General features: G+C 61.5%; 9 protein-coding genes. 7 read left to right on the forward strand and 2 right to left on the reverse strand.

All coding sequences use genetic code 11. The features are described 5' to 3' along the window. The first annotated feature begins 72 nt into the window (after positions 1 to 72). Genes ACZRN6_RS23660 through ACZRN6_RS23670 form a run of 3 tightly spaced genes read left to right on the forward strand, consistent with a single transcriptional unit; the run spans position 73 to position 5,688 of the window. On the forward strand, positions 73 to 1,311 hold the full coding sequence (locus ACZRN6_RS23660) for a TolC family protein (RefSeq protein WP_464008966.1): 1,239 nt from the start codon (positions 73 to 75) through the stop codon (positions 1,309 to 1,311). Beyond that, positions 1,304 to 2,575 (forward strand): efflux RND transporter periplasmic adaptor subunit, encoded by a 1,272-nt coding sequence (locus tag ACZRN6_RS23665; protein WP_464008967.1) that lies wholly within the window; start codon positions 1,304 to 1,306, stop codon positions 2,573 to 2,575. The genes ACZRN6_RS23660 and ACZRN6_RS23665 overlap by 8 nt, the downstream gene beginning before the upstream one ends. Then, entirely contained in the window at positions 2,572 to 5,688 is a 3,117-nt protein-coding gene (locus ACZRN6_RS23670) for an efflux RND transporter permease subunit (protein WP_464008968.1), read from the forward strand. Before ACZRN6_RS23665 ends, ACZRN6_RS23670 begins: the two co-directional genes overlap by 4 nt. 167 nt (positions 5,689 to 5,855) lie before the next feature. On the opposite strand, the gene ACZRN6_RS23675 is transcribed toward ACZRN6_RS23670, so the two are convergent. After that, on the reverse strand, positions 5,856 to 6,971 hold the full coding sequence (locus ACZRN6_RS23675) for a Gfo/Idh/MocA family protein (RefSeq protein ID WP_464008969.1): 1,116 nt from the start codon (positions 6,969 to 6,971) through the stop codon (positions 5,856 to 5,858). Positions 6,972 to 7,399: 428 nt separating this feature from the next. Here ACZRN6_RS23675 and ACZRN6_RS23680 point away from each other — a divergent pair, with 428 nt between their 5' ends. Together ACZRN6_RS23680 and ACZRN6_RS23685 are read left to right on the forward strand one after the other, a co-directional pair. Then, positions 7,400 to 8,440 carry a WD40/YVTN/BNR-like repeat-containing protein gene (locus ACZRN6_RS23680; RefSeq protein ID WP_464009014.1) on the forward strand — a complete coding sequence of 347 codons (1,041 nt, stop codon included), beginning with the start codon at positions 7,400 to 7,402 and terminating at the stop codon, positions 8,438 to 8,440. A 15-nt stretch (positions 8,441 to 8,455) separates the two neighbouring features. Then, positions 8,456 to 10,831 (forward strand): efflux RND transporter permease subunit, encoded by a 2,376-nt coding sequence (locus ACZRN6_RS23685; RefSeq protein ID WP_322145829.1) that lies wholly within the window; start codon positions 8,456 to 8,458, stop codon positions 10,829 to 10,831. A gap of 46 nt (positions 10,832 to 10,877) precedes the next feature. On the opposite strand, the gene ACZRN6_RS23690 is transcribed toward ACZRN6_RS23685, so the two are convergent. Continuing rightward, complete coding sequence (locus tag ACZRN6_RS23690) at positions 10,878 to 15,584, reverse strand: dermonecrotic toxin domain-containing protein (protein ID WP_464008970.1); 4,707 nt, start codon at positions 15,582 to 15,584, stop codon at positions 10,878 to 10,880. Positions 15,585 to 16,063: 479 nt separating this feature from the next. On the opposite strand from ACZRN6_RS23690, the gene ACZRN6_RS23695 reads away from it, so the two are divergent. Continuing rightward, positions 16,064 to 16,360, forward strand: coding sequence for a DUF5629 family protein (locus ACZRN6_RS23695; protein WP_322145827.1), 297 nt, complete (start codon positions 16,064 to 16,066; stop codon positions 16,358 to 16,360). After that, the gene (locus ACZRN6_RS23700; protein ID WP_322145826.1) at positions 16,347 to 17,522 is read left to right on the forward strand and encodes a lactonase family protein; all 1,176 of its coding nucleotides are present in this window, start codon (positions 16,347 to 16,349) and stop codon (positions 17,520 to 17,522) included. Before ACZRN6_RS23695 ends, ACZRN6_RS23700 begins: the two co-directional genes overlap by 14 nt. Positions 17,523 to 17,654 lie beyond the last annotated feature (132 nt).

Raw genomic sequence — 17,654 nt, forward strand, 5'->3', positions numbered from 1 at the left:
CCCTGACCCGGGATGGCCTTGCTGTGGGCCGCGTAAAGCGGTGCGCAGCGCAACAGAACAGGAAACTTCAAAATGAATTCCCTATGCGTGCGTGCCCTGGTGGTGGGCGTGCTGGTATGGCCGACACTGGCGTCTGCGCTGACCCTGGACGAAGCCTTGCGCCTGGCGCAAAACAACGCGCCGTCGCTGACGGCTGAATCTTCCAAATTGCAGGCTGCGACCCAGGCGGCGATTCCGGCGGGTGAACTGCCCGACCCGAAACTGGTAGTCGGCCTGCAGAATTTCCCCATTGGCGGGCCCAATCGCGGCACGTTGTATGGTGATGACATGACCGAGCAAATGATCGGCATCCAGCAACAAGTACCCAGTCGCGACAAGCGCAAGGCGCGGGTCGAGTTGGCTTCGGCCACGGTGGATACGGCTGCCGCCGAAGGCCGGATCGAACGCTTGAACGTACGGCAGGCCACCGCCCAGGCGTGGATTCGCGCCTATTCGGTGGAACGCAAAGTGGCACTGTTCCAGGACTTCTATCAACACAATCGCCTGCTGCAAGACACCGTGCGTGCGCAGTTGGCCGGCGGTCGTGGCCAGCCTTCCGACGCGGTGATCCCCCGGCAGGAAGCCGCCGACCTTGCCGAGCGCGAGGACGAGCTGACTCAGCAACGTGCCCAGGCCCGCGCCGCGCTCAAGCGCTGGATCGGCCCGGCCGCCAGTGAAGCCCCCAGCGGGCAGTTGCCGAACTGGAAAGTCGACACCACCGGCTTCACCCACAACCTGCACCAGCATCCGGTTCTGCAAGCCTTTGTGCCGCGCACCCGCGAGGCCGAAGCTCGACTGAACGAGGCCAAGGCGCAAAAGACCTCGGACTGGAGTTGGGAGGTCGACTATCAGCACCGTGGCCGTGAGTACGGCGACATGGTCAGCCTGCAACTGACCTTCGACTTGCCGATTTTTCCCGGTCGCCGACAGAACCCCGGCATCGCGGCCAAGCAGGCCGAACTCGACCAACTGGATGCCGAACGCGAAGCGAAGACCCGTGAACACACCCAGGAACTCGAAGACGACCTGGCCAATTATCAGCGCCTGGACCGCGCCGTGCAGCGCAGCCAGGACAGCCTGGTGCCGTTGGCCGAGGAGAAGGTTTCCCTGAGCCTGGCGGGTTATCGCGCGGGCAAGGGCGACCTGATGAACGTGGTCAGCGCCCGCCGCGAGCTGGTCGAGGCGCGCTTCAAACAGATTGATGCCATTGAGCAGCGCGCCCTGATCGGCGCCCAGCTGTATTTCGCTTACGGGGAACCTGCCAATGAATAACCGAATCGTGAACGTAGCCCTGCTGGGCGGGGTATTACTCCTGGGCCTGGGTGGCGGCTATTGGCTGGCGCAGATGCGCGTAGCGCAACCGTCCATGGCCGGGGCGATGCAGGCGTCGGACGAGAAAAAGGCGCTGTACTGGTACGACCCGATGTACCCGCAGCAGAAGTTCGACAAGCCGGGCAAGTCGCCGTTTATGGACATGCAGTTGGTGCCGCGTTATGGCGGTGGCGACGAGGAACGGGCGGCGATTCATATCGATTCGAGCCTGACCCAGAACATCGGTGTGCGCCTGGCCAGTGTCAGCCGGGGGGTGTTGGCGTCGAGTCTTGAGTTGTCGGGAGTCCTGGCGTTCAACGACCGTGAGGTGGCGGTGGTGCAGGCCCGCGCTGTCGGGTTTGTGGAGCGGGTTTACGCGCGTGCGACGGGTGATGTGCTCAAGGCTCAGACGCCGCTGGCTGACATTCTGGTGCCGGAATGGGCGGGTGCCCAGGAAGAGTTCCTTGCGTTGCGCCACAGCGACCCCGGCCTGTTGGCCGCCGCTCGCCAGCGCTTGCGCCTGAGTGGCATGCCCGCCGGGCTGATCACGCAGATGGAACGCAGCGGCCGGGTGCAATCGGTGATGACCATCACCAGCCCGCTGGGTGGCGCGTTGCAAACACTGGAGGTGCGTGAGGGCATGACCGTTGCGGCGGGCCAAACCCTGGCGCGCATCAATGGCCTTGCTACCGTGTGGCTGCAAGTCGCCGTACCTGAAGCCCAGAGTGGCGCATTGGCCGTTGGGCAATCCGTCGAGAGCCGTTTTGTCGGGTTGCCGGGGCGCGTCGTCAAAGGCACCGTCGCCGCGATTCTGCCGGCCACCGCCATGGACAGCCGCACGGTGCAGGTTCGGGTCGAGCTGCCCAACCCGGACGGCATGTTGCGGCCCGGCATGACCGCGCAGGTGAATCTGGCGCAAGCCACCGGGCAGTCGGTGCTGTTGCTGCCAAGCGAGGCATTGATTCGCACCGGCAAACGCGTGCTGGTGATGGTGGCCGAGGAGGGCGGGCGTTATCGCCCGGTAGAAGTTCAGGCCGGTGCCGAAAACCAGGACCAGACTGTAATCGTTGCAGGCTTGCAGGAAGGCCAGCAGGTGGTCGCCTCGGGTCAATTCCTGCTGGACTCTGAAGCAAGTTTGACGGGGATTACCGCTCAATCGTCCGATGGTTTTTCAAATGAGGGGTCCAGGGACGGTATGAGCATGCAACCGGGAGCCCGGCCATGATCGCCCTGTTGATTCGCTGGTCGGTGGCCAACCGTTTTCTGGTGCTGCTGGCCACGCTGTTTGTCACCGCCTGGGGCCTGTGGTCGGTACAAAACACCCCGGTGGATGCCTTGCCGGACCTGTCGGACGTGCAGGTGATCATCCGCACGCCCTACCCGGGCCAGGCGCCGCAGATTGTCGAGAACCAGGTCACTTACCCGATGACCACCACCATGCTCTCGGTGCCGGGGGCGAAGACCGTGCGCGGCTTTTCGTTCTTTGGCGACAGCTACGTCTACGTGCTGTTTGACGAAGGCACCGACCTGTATTGGGCGCGCTCGCGGGTGCTGGAATACCTGAGCCAGTTGCAGGCGCGTTTGCCCGCATCCGCCAAACCGGCGCTGGGCCCGGACGCCACGGGTGTCGGCTGGATCTACCAGTACGCCCTGGTGGACCGCACCGGCAAACATGACCTGGCGCAGCTGCGCTCGTTGCAGGACTGGTTCCTCAAGTTCGAACTCAAGACCCTGCCCAACGTCGCCGAAGTGGCGACCATCGGCGGCCAGGTCAAGCAGTACCAGGTGCAGATCGATCCGCTGGCGCTGGCCAGTCGCGGCATCACCCAGGCCCAGGTGGTGGAAGCCATCGGCAAGGCCAACCAGGAAACCGGTGGCTCGGTACTGAACATGGGCGAGTCGGAATACATGGTGCGCGCCTCCGGTTACCTGAAAACCCTGGAGGACTTTCGCGGCATCCCCCTGCGGCTCGCCACCAACAACGTGCCGGTGACCCTGGGGGATGTGGCGACGATCCAGTTGGGCCCGGACATGCGCCGGGGCATCAGTGAGCTGGACGGCGAAGGTGAAGCGGTGGGCGGCGTGGTGATCCTGCGCAGCGGCAAGAATGCCCGCGAGGCCATTGCGGCGGTCAAGAGCAAGCTGGAGCAACTGAAAACCAGCTTGCCGCCCGGCGTGGAAATCGTCACCACCTACGATCGCAGCAAACTCATCGACCGCGCCGTGGACAACCTCAGCCACAAGTTGCTGGAAGAGTTCCTGGTGGTGGCCTTGGTGTGCGGGATTTTCCTCTGGCACCTGCGCTCCTCGCTGGTGGCGATCATCTCGTTGCCGGTGGGAGTGTTGATCGCCTTTATCGTCATGCGTTTCCAGGGCATCAATGCCAACATCATGTCCCTGGGCGGGATTGCAATCGCTATCGGTGCAATGGTCGATGGCGCAGTGGTGATGATCGAGAATGCCCACAAGAAAATCGAGGCCTGGCACCACGCGCATCCGAACCGCGAGCTGAAGGGCGATGAACATTGGAAGGTCATCACCGACGCAGCGGTGGAGGTGGGACCTGCGCTGTTTTTCTGCCTGCTGATCATCACCTTGTCGTTTATCCCGGTGTTCACCCTGCAAGCCCAGGAAGGCCGGCTGTTCGGGCCGCTGGCCTACACCAAGACCTACGCCATGGCCGCAGCGGCAGGGTTGTCGGTGACTTTGATCCCGGTGCTGATGGGTTACTGGATTCGCGGGCGCATCCCCGACGAGCAACGCAACCCGCTGAATCGTGGCCTGATCAAACTCTATCAACCGGCCCTGGAAGCCGTATTGCGCTGGCCGCGCATGACCTTGCTGGTGGCGCTGTTGATGGTCGCCAGTGCGCTGTGGCCGATGTCGCAGCTGGGCGGTGAATTCCTGCCGCCGCTGGATGAGGGCGACCTGCTGTACATGCCGTCGGCGCTGCCGGGGCTGTCGACGCAAACCGCGGGCGCGTTGCTGCAACGTACCGACCGCTTGATCAAGAGTGTGCCGGAAGTTGCCCATGTGTTTGGCAAGGCTGGCCGTGCAGAAACCGCCACCGACCCGGCCCCGCTGGAAATGTTCGAAACCACCATCGAGTTCAAGCCGCGAGACCAATGGCGCCCCGGCATGACCCCGGAAAAACTGGTGAAGGAACTCGACCGTGTGGTGCAGGTGCCAGGGCTGACGAACATCTGGATCCCGCCGATCCGCAACCGCATCGACATGCTCGCCACCGGGGTCAAAAGCCCGATTGGCGTGAAGGTCGCGGGCACCAGCCTGATGCAGATCGACGCGGTGACACAGGCCGTGGAAAAAGTCGCCAAGACGGTGCCCGGCGTCAGTTCGGCCCTGGCTGAACGCCTGACCGGCGGGCGTTACATCGACGTGGATATTGATCGCCCGGCGGCTGCGCGTTATGGCCTGAACATCACCGATGTGCAGTCCATCGTCTCCGGGGCGATTGGCGGTGAAAACATCGGCGAGACCGTCGAAGGCCTGGCGCGGTTTCCCATCAACCTGCGTTACCCGAAAGAATGGCGCGACTCGGTGAGTGCCTTGAGCAACCTGCCGATTTACACCCCGTCGGGCAGCCAGATCACGCTGGGCACGGTGGCCAACATAAAGGTCACCGAAGGCCCGCCGATGCTCAAGAGCGAAAACGCCCGGCCTTCCGGCTGGGTGTACATCGACGTGCGCGACCGTGATTTGGCGTCGGTGGTGAAGGACCTGCGTGAGGCGATCAACCAGCAAGTGCAGTTGCAGCCGGGCATGAGCCTCAGCTATTCGGGGCAGTTCGAGTTCCTGGAGCGGGCCAATGAACGCCTGAAGCTGGTGGTGCCGGCGACATTGCTGATCATCTTCGTATTGCTGTACCTGACATTCCGCCGGGTGGATGAGGCGCTGCTGATCCTCGCCACATTGCCGTTTGCGCTGACCGGTGGGGTCTGGTTGTTGTACTGGCTGGGCTTCAACCTGTCGGTGGCGACCGGCGTCGGGTTTATCGCATTGGCGGGTGTGTCGGCCGAGTTCGGCGTGATCATGCTGCTGTACCTGAAAAACGCCTGGGCTGAACGCCAAGGAGGCGGGGACCGGGCATTGCTGCAAGCCATCATCGAAGGTGCCGTATTGCGCGTGCGCCCAAAGGCGATGACCGTGGCCGTGATCATCGCCGGCTTGCTGCCGATCCTGTTGGGCGGCGGCACCGGCAGCGAAGTCATGAGCCGGATTGCCGCCCCAATGATCGGTGGCATGCTCACCGCACCGCTGCTCTCACTCTTCGTCATCCCGGCCGCCTACCGCCTGATGCGCAAATCCCAAGCACAATGAAAATCTAACGTGGGGAGCTGGCTTCTGTAGAAGCTGGCTTCTGTGGGAGCTGGCTTCTGTGGGAGCTGGCTTGCCTGCGATAGCGGTGTACCAGTCACCTGATAGGGTGCCTGACACACCGCTATCGCGGGCAAGCCCGGCTCCCACATTTGAATCTCCTCTATCCTTCAAACCTCACTCAGCCTGACCCACCGCTCCTCCCTGGCCGCCACCCGAATCGCCGTCGCCAACCGCTCAACCTCCCACGCCGCCGCAAAATCCGTCCCATCGCCACCCTTGCCAGCCAACGCCATCAGCAGCTCATGCACCTCCAGCGTCTTCAACTCGTTGTACCCCAACTGATGCCCCGGCGCCGGGCTGAACGCCGCATACCCCGGCAACGAAGGCCCCGCCAGCAAGCGCTGAAACCCATCCTGCCCAACCCGAAACAGCTGCAATTCATTCAGCCGTTCCTGATCAAACAACAACGTGCCCTGGGTGCCACTGATCTCAAAACTCAGGTGATTCTTATACCCATGCTTCAGCCAACTACTGCTCACCGTCCCCCGCGCACCATTGGCAAAGCGCAGCAACGCATGCACCTGATCATCCACTGCAATCTCCCGCAGCGTCTCACTCCCGGCAGTGCCGGGCCGCTGCGCGTGCACCGTCTGTGTATCGGCACACACACTCAGCACATCCCCCACCAAATACCGCGCCATCGACAGCAAATGGCTGCCCAAGTCCGCCAATGCACCGCCGGCATGCCCGACCTCACAGCGCCACGACCAGGGCGACGCCGCATCCGCCATGAAATCCTCGCTGAATTCCCCCTGAAAACTGATGATCTCCCCCAACTCGCCGCTGGCGATCAACTGCCGGGCCAGGCCAATCATCGGGTTGTGCTGATAGTTGTAACCCACCCGCGTCACCACCCCGGCCTTGCTGGCCGCCTCGCGCATGGCTGCCGCCTGCTCCAGGCTGACCGCCAGCGGCTTCTCGCAGTACACCGCCTTGCCCGCCGCCAGCGCCGCCATGGCCATGGGGTAATGCAAATGATTCGGCGTGGTGATGGCGACGACATCGACCTTGGGATCGTCGATCAACTGCTGCCAGTCGCCATGGGCCCTGGCAAACCCCCAGTCACTGGCGCAGCGCGTAGCGCGCTCGGTATTGGCATCGGCCAAAGCGGCCAGTGTCAGCTTCACCGGCAGCTCAAACACCGCCCGCGCGTTATTAAAGGCCAGAGCGTGGGCACGCCCCATAAAGCCTGTGCCAATCAGACCGATTCCGAGTTCGCGCATAGCCGGGTTCCTTCAAATTATTATTTTGAGAAGCCTATTTATGGAATAAATATTCCCAAAACTCAACACATAGAATAAATGTTCATTCCCAAAGCTCACACCTCACCCGTGGCGAGGGAGCTTGCTCCCGCTGGGCTGCGCAGCGGCCCCCAAAAAGCGTGGGAGCGCTGCGCACTCCAGCGGGAGCAAGCTCCCTCACCACAACGGCCCCCTCCACGGATCACCGCTGCTGATAGCACTACATTCAGCACCGGCCCAAACCCCTCCAGTTAACAAAACATAACGTAGCGCCGATTGTCAGACGATTCCAAAGCCCGCTAGGATGGCCCAGCTTGCCCAAGGCGCTCTAGATTGCAGGTTTCAGGGCTCCGCACGGCAAGACGACCTAACAATAATAAATGGGAGAAAGGTCTATGAGTGAGCCTGTCATGGGTGTGGTGTTTTACCGCCCGAAGGCCACGCGCAGGGTCGCATTGCTGGCCACAGCGCTCTCGTTGCTGGGCGTTGTCGCGTTGTCGACACCTGCCCACGCCGCCACTGAAACCACCGGCGCAGCGGTGTTTGCCATTGATTCCCCCAAGGCCGCCAAAAGCCTGATGATCGACGTGGTGCACGCAGGCAAGCGCCTGGTCACGGTCGGTGATCGCGGGCACATCCTCTATTCCGACGACCAGGGCGCCACCTGGACTCAAGCCAAAGTCCCCACCCGGCAACTGCTGACGGCGGTGTTTTTCGCCGACGAGCAGCACGGCTGGGCGGTGGGCCATGACGCACAGATCCTCGCCACCACCGATGGCGGCGGGACCTGGGCCCAACAATTCCAGGACCTGAAACGCGAAGCACCGCTGCTCGACGTCTGGTTCAAGGACGCCAGCAACGGTTTTGCCGTGGGCGCCTACGGTGCGCTGATCGAAACCACCGACGGCGGCAAGACCTGGGACGACGTCAGCGACCGCCTCGACAACGAAGACCAGTTTCACCTCAACGCCATCGCCGAGGTGAAAGACGCCGGGCTGTTTATCGTCGGCGAGCAGGGCAGCATGTTCCGCTCCCACGACGAGGGCCAAACCTGGGAAAAACTCGAAGGCCCCTACGAGGGTTCGCTGTTTGGTGTGATCGGTACCGCCCAGCCCCAAACCCTGTTGGCGTACGGTCTGCGCGGCAACCTGTTTCGCTCCACCGATTTTGGCAGCACCTGGGAGCCGGTCGAGTTGAACGCCACCCGCGGCGCGCTGGAGTTCGGCTTGTCGGGGGCGACCCTGCTGGACGACGGCTCCATCGTGGTGGTGGGCAACGGCGGCAGCGTGGTGGTCAGCCACGACGACGGGCTGACCTTCAGCGTATTCAATCGCCCGGACCGTATTTCGCTGTCGGCGGTCACGGCGGCGGGCAACGGCAACTTGATTCTGGTGGGGCAGGGTGGCGTACGCGTCGCAACGCCGACCGGTGCCGAGCCGATAAAACAATAAGAAGGCGGGGACACCATGAGCAGTCATCACAACGACAAGGCCACGTTTCTCGAGCGCCTGATTTTCAATAACCGCCCGGCAGTGATCATCATCTGCCTGGTGGTGAGTATTTTCCTGTTCTGGCAGGCGACGTTAATTCGCCCGTCCACCAGCTTCGAAAAAATGATCCCCTTAAAGCACCCCTTCATCGAAAAGATGATGGAGCACCGCAACGACCTGGCGAACCTGGGCAACACGGTGCGCATCTCGGTGGAAGCCAAGGACGGTGACATCTTTACCAAGGAGTACATGGAGACCCTGCGTCAGATCAACGACGAGGTGTTTTACATTTCCGGCGTTGACCGCTCCGGGCTCAAGTCCTTGTGGAGCCCCAGCGTACGCTGGACTGAAGTCACCGAAGAAGGCTTTGCCGGCGGTGAAGTGATCCCGCAGAGCTACAACGGCTCGCCGGAAAGCCTCGATCAGTTGCGCAACAACGTGCTCAAGTCCGGGCAGGTCGGGCGGCTGGTGGCCAACGACTTCAAGTCGAGCATCGTCGACATTCCGCTGCTGGAGTCCTACCCCGACCCGCAAGACCAAGGCAAGCTGCTGGCCCTGGATTACCGCAAGTTTTCCCATGAACTCGAAGACAAGATCCGCGACAAGTTCGAAGCGCAGAACCCCAACGTCAAGATCCACATTGTCGGTTTTGCCAAGAAGGTCGGCGACCTGATCGACGGCCTGGTGATGGTGGTGCTGTTCTTTGGCATCGCGTTCGTCATCACCCTGGTGCTGCTGCTGTGGTTCACCAACTGCCTGCGCAGCACCATCGCGGTGTTGAGCACCACGCTGGTGGCGGTTATCTGGCAACTGGGGCTGATGCATGCCCTGGGGTTCGGGCTGGATCCCTACTCGATGCTGGTGCCGTTCCTGATCTTCGCCATCGGTATTTCCCACGGCGTACAGAAGATCAACGGGATCGCCCTGCAATCCAGTGATGCCGACAATGCCCTGACTGCCGCCCGGCGCACCTTTCGCCAGTTGTTCCTGCCGGGAATGATCGCGATCCTCGCCGATGCGGTCGGTTTTATCACCCTGCTGATCATCGATATCGGCGTGATCCGCGAACTGGCGATCGGCGCCTCGGTGGGTGTAGCGGTCATCGTGTTCACCAACCTGATCCTGCTGCCGGTGGCGATTTCCTATGTGGGTATCAGCAAGCGCGCCATCGCCAAAAGCAAAAAGGACGCGCACCGCGAACACCCGTTCTGGCGCCTGCTGTCGAAGTTCGCCAGCCCCAAAGTCGCGCCGGTGTCGATTGCCCTGGCATTGGTCGCCTTCGGTGGCGGCCTGTGGTACAGCCAGAACCTGAAGATCGGCGACCTCGACCAGGGCGCGCCGGAGCTGCGCCCGGACTCACGCTACAACAAGGACAACAACTTCATCATCAACAACTATTCCACCAGTTCCGACGTGCTGGTGGTGATGGTCAAGACCCCGCCCGAAGGCTGCTCGCGTTATGAGGCCATGGCACCCATCGACCAGTTGATGTGGAAGATGCAGAACACCGAGGGTGTGCAGTCGGCCATCTCGCTGGTGACCGTGTCCAAGCAGATGATCAAGGGCATGAACGAGGGCAACCTGAAATGGGAAACCCTGTCGCGCAACCCGGATGTGCTGAACAACTCCATCGCCCGCGCCGATGGCCTGTACAACAACAATTGCTCCCTGGCGCCGGTGCTGGTGTTCCTCAATGACCACAAGGCCGAAACCCTCGACCGTGCGGTGCATGCAGTGCAGGACTTCGCCAGGGAAAACAACAGGGACGGCCTGGAATTCATCCTCGCCGCGGGTAACGCCGGGATCGAAGCGGCCACCAACGAGGTGATCAAGGAGTCCGAGCTGACCATCCTGATCCTGGTGTACCTGTGCGTGGCCACCATGTGCATGATCACCTTCCGCTCGTGGGCAGCGACCCTGTGCATTGTGCTGCCGCTGGTGCTGACCTCGGTGCTGGGCAACGCGCTGATGGCGTTCATGGGCATCGGCGTCAAGGTCGCGACCTTGCCGGTGGTGGCGCTGGGCGTGGGGATTGGCGTGGACTACGGCATTTACATCTACAGCCGCCTGGAGAGTTTCCTGCGCGCCGGTTTGCCGTTGCAGGAAGCCTACTACCAGACGCTCAAGTCTACCGGCAAAGCCGTGCTGTTCACCGGCCTGTGCCTGGCGATCGGCGTGTGCACCTGGATCTTCTCGGCCATCAAGTTCCAGGCCGACATGGGCCTGATGCTGACCTTCATGCTGCTGTGGAACATGTTCGGCGCGTTGTGGCTGTTGCCGGCGCTGGCGCGCTTCCTGATCAAGCCCGAGAAACTGGCGGGGCAAAAGGGCAATTCGTTGTTCGCCCACTAAGCCTTGCGCTTTAACAAAGCCGCACAGTGTGCGGCTTTTTTTGGCGTCAGAGTTTCAGAAACAGCTTCTCATCGAGTGGCGATCCAATACGCGCCCGAGTGATTTGCTCGACCACCCGGTTGTTGCCGGCTTCGGCAATCAAGTCCTTCTGGGTCTTGGTGCGCTGGGACGGGATTTTCAGATGGGCCGCCGTATAGAGATTGCGTGGCGAGCCTTTGGCCGGGTAGTGAAAGTGGGCATACCACAGCACCTCACCCTGGTCTTTTTTGCGCACCGCATACTCGGTAAACACGTCGCCGCTTTTGGTCGCAATATCCCGGCGTAACAGGTTTATGTCGACAAACCCGTGCTGCCATAGAAAATCGACGTTTGCGGGTTTGGGTGGCAATGCCATGTAACCGTCGGCGCAATGCTGGCGGGCGTTTTTGCGCATCTCGCCAACGGCACTGTTCCACTGCTTGACCAGTTCAGTGGCCTTTGGGTCGGTGCCATGTTCGGCGGCGGTTCGTTGTGCCATGCGTTCGAGCTTTTCGGCCTGGGCTTCGAGCATGTCGTTCCAGTCCAGCGGGTTGAGGCTTTCCCTGCGCAATGGGTCCCCAAGCTTTTTTTTCTGGAACAAAATCGAGCGCTCGATCGAGGCGCCTTCGTCCATCAGCCGTTGGCCGTCTGACCTGTAGGATGCCAGGGATTTGGGGGAGGGCGTGGCCGGGGCTCTGGGTACCGGTTGAGCGGGGACGATCTTTACCCATTCATGCTCTGTGGGGTGTTCGCTGTAACTGGCAATGGGGCGCCCGGTTTGTGCGTCAAGTACGTCGATGATAGGGTGCGATTCCCCGGCTTGGGGGCGCCGCAGGCTGCCAATCAAGGTTTCTTTATCTCGGGTGTTGAACACCCGTTGGTTGGCCGGTTTACGCTGTTTTTCGGCATGCTTCGCCACGGCGGGGCTCAACGATTGCTCCTCTCCCATCACCTCGGCCAGTTGCGTCCGGGCATCGTTGATGACGTCGTTGAGGCGATCCGCAAGGGCCTGGCGGTATTCATCGCGAAAGAATGCGGGGTTTTCCTCGTGCAGCGAGGTCATATCGCTCAAGGACCGTTGGTATTTGTCGATCACCGTCTGCAAGGTGGCCTTGCGCTCCGCCAGGGTATAGCCGCTGTATTGTTGCTGTTCCAGAAAGGCGCTGGAGACCGATTTGAGGTCGTTGTCTTTGAAGCGCTGCAAAAAAAACATCTCGGAAGGTTCGGTGCTGCGAGTCAGCCGGTTAAGAGCGAGTTCCTTGAGATGTGACAGCACCCCCAGCCTCATCTTCAGAACGGTAAAGGCGGGGGGCCAGGCCTTCTGGGTTTTCAGGTGCTCCTCGGCTTTTTTGTTGCCGTACGCGGAGTCGTTTTTCCATTTTTCGAGGGCGGTCTGCGTGGCTTGCGCCGCTTCACACAGCTTTTCACGGTCGTGGTAGCCACGCTTCAAGGTTTCCTGCAATTCGTCATAGGCCAGCCTGTTGCCCGTCCCCGCGTCGCGCAGTATTTGTCCTATGGGGGCACCGCCAACGCCAAAGGTATTACTGTCATTGACCAGGCCGATGCGCAGGCTTTCGATATCGCGGTAAATCGTGAACATGCCCTGATAGTCAATGGAGCGCTGGCGTTTGTTTTCCGAGGTGTCGTCCCAGCCGCCGAGTTTTCTCGGGTTCAGGGTCTCGACCTGTTCCTGGAGGGCGGCGTAGGCGGTGTTGGTTTTTTCCTCCAGCTTTATGAGGCTTTTCTCCAGTTCAGCTTTCAGCTTATTGGTGGCCTCTAGTTGGGTTTTAATTTGCTCGGTGAGCTGCCCTCGTTGCTCGCCCAGGTTGTTCTCTTTCCAGAGCTCCTGGAGTTTCTTGCGAGCACTGTGATAGTCGGTGTTGATTTCGAGCGTTTGATGCTTGATTGCATCGCGCGCGACGAATACCGGCAAGTTAGCGCCAACGCGCGCACTGTTCTGGGCCTGCATCTCTCGCTCGACCTGCGCATTCTTTTTCAGCCGGGCGGCGATACTTTTGGCGTTACCGGCCCCGCCTCTCAATTTGGGCCGGGTATCAAAACTCCAATGGCCTTGCGCGTCACGGATCAGTGGCGGCCCGGTACGTGCCTTGTGGTTTGCATCAATGATGAACACGCCATCCAGGTCACTGGCGGCGCGAAACCAATGGCCATCAACCTGCGCATACAACCTCTCATGGACCCGGTACAGGCCCCTTTGTGGGCCTTCGGCAATCGCAGCTCCAACACCGGACGGGGCGGGCACTTTGAACGACTCAATTTGCGCGTGCTCCCCAGGTGTCAATGCCCGTGGGCTGGAGAAGGAAAAATCCAGCGCGGTGCTGTGGTTGCCAATCACGCCAGGGGCGTCCGGGGCCGGGCTTTGGCGGGCCATGGCACGCGGTGGCGTCGGTTCAGCGTTGGGTTGGCGTAGCGCCGGGCCTGCGGGGCGCGCCGTCTCCTCGAATTTTTCCACGGGCGTGGTCGAACCGGATGTACCGGCATGGGCCAACAACAAGGCGACATTGACCAGAAGGTCGACCGTTGCCGCCGAGGCGTCCTGGTTATCCAGGTTGGTCAGCTTCTTGATGTCCTCTTCGGTATTGGCCAACTGCACCAGCCAGCCCGCCATCGCACCCGGCCCCCGCAAAACAGGGAGCACGGTGTTGAACAACAGCCAGCCAAGCTCCTTGTAGGAGGCCCAGCGGCTTTGCGTGTCGGACACTGACTGCCCTTGCGCGAGGTCAACCAGGCTACGGGCATTGGCGTTGAACAGATGCTCCATCAACCGGCCGTCGTGCAGGTCACGGGCCAGGGTCTTTGCTGGCGCATAGCCGTCCGTGGCCAGGGCCGTGGGCGCCGGTGTATCGGGGGCGTCGAACTCATTTGAGCGGTAGTAATGAGCAATATTCGGAATGTTGAAACCACCATTGCCATACACCGCACGTGTACGGTCGTCGGGTAGCCAGGCCAGTATGCTTTGCTGCAGCGGGCCGGGTTGTTGCACCGCCTCCAGCAGGGCCTGGCGGGTGGCAAATTCCTGCAGCGCAGGTGCCAGCATGGGCCGGTAGAGCAGGTGCGGGCCGTTGGCCGCGTTTTGGGGTTCAATCACAAACATGTTGGTGACCACATCGGGAGTTGCCCCCGGCTTGCGTAAAAACGCCAGGGGCCGCATGACGATAGGGTGGCCATCGACGGTTTTCTCGCCGACACCGGGTTTGAGCACGGCTTCAAGGTATTGGTAGCCACGCGCACTGATACCGGCTGCGCCCTTGAGCTTGAGCTCCAGGGCTTGCATCGACAACTGGATGGGCACTTGTTCGGCGAACAGGGTGCTGCGCTCGCGGGCGGTGGGCGTGTCATCGAGCAACTGGCGTTGGAGCAAGGCCGGGTACGTTGTACCGATGTCGACCTGGGTAATGATCTGCTTGAGCTGTTGTGGCAGGGCGGCGTCGCGCAGCAGTTGGCCGTGGTGGCGCACCTCCATCTCGCCCTTGGGCAGCCCGGCGAGATTACGCAAGGCCATGTCGGTCAGGCTCATGGGCACCCGTTCGATATAGCCGCTGCCCAAGTCACCCACCGGCACCTTGAAGGTGACCTGTACCTGGTCGGCCTGCAAACCCAGGGGCTGCAGCAAGGGTTGCAGTTGTTGCCGGGTAAATTCACGGATGTCGGGAATGTCGGTGAGGAAGGTGCGCCCCTGATTGCGTTGCACACTGCTTGCCAGCTCCAGCGTGCGGGTGCTGTAGGCGAGGCGTTCTGCCGGGGTGGCCCGACCCATCCAGGTGGGGAGTTTCTCGCGCATCTGCTCAAGCGTGCCCGCCGGCGGAGTATAGGCATCGGTAAACCAGGGGGCCGGATTGCTCGCCCGGGCAAAGGCCTGCTCCAGCTCGTTGAGGGTGCCCTTGCCGGGCACTGCAATGGACGTTAGGTTCTCCAACTGCCAATTGAGCAATAGTGCCGCCTGGGTATCGAACACATTTCCCTGGGGTTCCTGGCGTTTCCAGCTCAAGGCCTCGAACACATAGGCCTGCTCCAGTCGCTTGCCCCATGCCTTGCCGAAGTCTTCCAGAGAAGCATAGGGCGTGATGACGCCCGCCGCAGTGGCATGCAGCACCCGGGTCTGGCCATCGATTTGCCGGGTAATCAGCAGGTCCGGACTGAGCATGGTGGAGGTACTGCCGGAGTGCGTCAGGGTGGAGTCGAGCACGAATACGCTGGCGGCATCTTTACCCTTGGCGCGCTGGCGTTGGGTGCTGTCGGGCCAGGTCACGATCTGGTCGAGGGTGTCCTGGTGCGCGTCAGTAAGCCCCGGCTGAGTCAGCGCTGCGGTGCGCAAGGTGTTGCTGAGGGTGTTGCTGAGTCCGAGCCAGCGGCTGCCGGTTTCACCCGTGCCCGGCTCGCTCCAGTAGCGGGTGAGGGCTTGCTGGAATGCGGGCTTGAGTAGTTCGCGAAGGCTGCGTATCGCCAGTTCGACGGCCTGCTTTTGCGGGTCGCTCAAGGGCGGGTCGAAGGTCGCGTCGTTGAAATCCAGTTCGTCACGGTCAATTAGGTGATGCAGGGCCACTTCCAGCAGTGGGGTCGGCCGTTGTTGCGCCGAGGTATCTGCGGCCGCTCGCGACAGCGAGGTGTGTGCCAGGTCCAGTTGCAGGGTGGGCAATAGCTGTTTGATCGCCTCATCCAGTAACTGCGAGACCACCGACCGGACCGTGGGACGTGTCGCGAAGCGTACGTTCACCCCTTGGGCCGTCGTCTGCGCGGGCGTCGGCACTGGCGGGGCCGACGAGCGGGGCAGGGGCAGGGGACGCGCAGGGGTTGGGCCCGGGGAAGGAGCGGAGTTCAGCGGGGCGGGTTCAAGCGGTCGGGTGACGGTCTGGAAAGCACGTGGGGCTCTGCTGCTGGAAATCATGGAAACGCCTCCTTACTGATGTGGAACCCTCGCGGGGTGCACCGCGAAAGTGCTGGAAAAAATACGTCAGCAGGCTTTGGGTTTCTTGGGGAATACGTTGGCAACTGTTTCGCGGCGGGCTCCTGCCGCTGTTCATGGCGGTGTCACCGCCGAGCGAATTTATGGCCGGATGTGAACGATGGTATTTGCCATCACCCGGCCAATGCCTGTACGCACGGGTGATATCGCAATGCCGCCTCTAATGGCGGCTTAGGCCGATGCAACGATTTGACCTATCATGAGGTCTTTCCTCTTGATGATTGATGGTTATGACTGCCGACACCGCTACCTTGCTCGACGCGTTTAAAGACTGCCAGATGGTCGAAATCGATGGCCTGCATACCTTTGATTTCAGCCTGGATGACCAGAAGTTACTGATCAGCTGCATGGACGGTCGCGCCGAGAAGCGCTGGAATTTCAGCCTGGAGCAGGTCAAGGCGGCGACCTTTGATCAAACCCTGCAAAGCTGGACCCTTACCGGTGACTCGGGCGAACACCGCCTGGTCTGCATGAGCGGCGTCACCGGCAACAATAATGACGAGGATGAAGCGGATGATGATGCGTAAATTCTGGCCCCTGCTGATGGCCGGCAGTGTAGGCGCGATGTCGGTCCAGGCCGCGCCGGTGGATACCTTTGAATTGCTGGTGGGCAGCTACACCGCTGGCTCCAGTGAAGGCATCTACCGTTTGCAGTTCGACAGCCGCACCGGGCAGTTCAGCGGCCAGCCGGTGCTCGCCGCCAAGGCGGCCAACCCGTCGTGGCTGACCCTGTCCAAAGACCAGAAGCACCTGTTTGTGGTGAATGAAAACGGCCCGGGCCAAAAAGACCCGGTGGGGCGCGTGAGCAGCTACAGCATCGACCCGAAAAACCATCAGTTGACCCTGATCAACCAGGTGCAGAGCCTGGGCAATGAGCCGACCTATTCCAGCCTGGCCGGCGACGGGCGCTACTTGTTCGTGGCCAACTATTCTGTGCTGGAAGATCCAGGCGGAAGCCTCGCGGTATTGCCGGTAGACGCTGAAGGCAAGCTGTCGCCGCCGGTGCAGTTGAGCGGGCACCCGGCCAGCCGGGTCAACCCTGAGCGCCAGGCGTCCAACCATGTGCATTCGGTGGTGTCTTCGCCAGACGGCAAATACGTGTTTGTGCAGGACCTGGGGGCAGACAAGATCTTCGCCTACCACTACGACCCCAAGGCCAACCATGAACTGCCGCTGACCCCGGCCGACCCTGCGTTTGTGCAATTGCCACCGGGCAGCGGCCCGCGGCACTTGCTGTTCACCGCAGACGGCAAGCACGCCTGGCTGACCACCGAGATGAGCGCGCAAGTGGCGGTGTTCGATTACAACGACGGTAAGCTGACCCAGAAGCAACTGGTCAACTTTGCAGATGGCCAACCTGTCTCCGACAAGGCCGGCGCCGCGCTGCATACCTCAAGCGACGGCAAGTTCCTCTACGTGAGCAACCGTGGCACCGCCAACCAGATGCTGGTGTTTGCCATCGACCCGGCCACCGCGCAGTTGAAAGAGATCCAGCGCCGCTCAGTGGAAGGTGATCATCCCCGCGAGTTCGCCCTCGACCCCAGCGGCAAGTTCCTGCTGATCGCCAACCAGAAGAGCAACCAGATTGTGGTCGTAGAGCGCGACCCCAAGACCGGCCTTTTGGGCAAAACCACGCAGAAACTGGCGATTGATGCCCCCAGCGACCTCAAGTTCCTGGCGCGACAATAAGCCACAGGCCCCGCACAGCGGGGCCTGACCTCTTGTATTAATCGTATTGATAGCGGCTAGTGTTTCAATGAATTTCTAAGGCTAACCCCTCGGGCGTAAGTTTGGTTCCAAGGCCAACACAGGCCACTCAGC

Source organism: Pseudomonas sp. A125, from assembly GCF_055409485.1.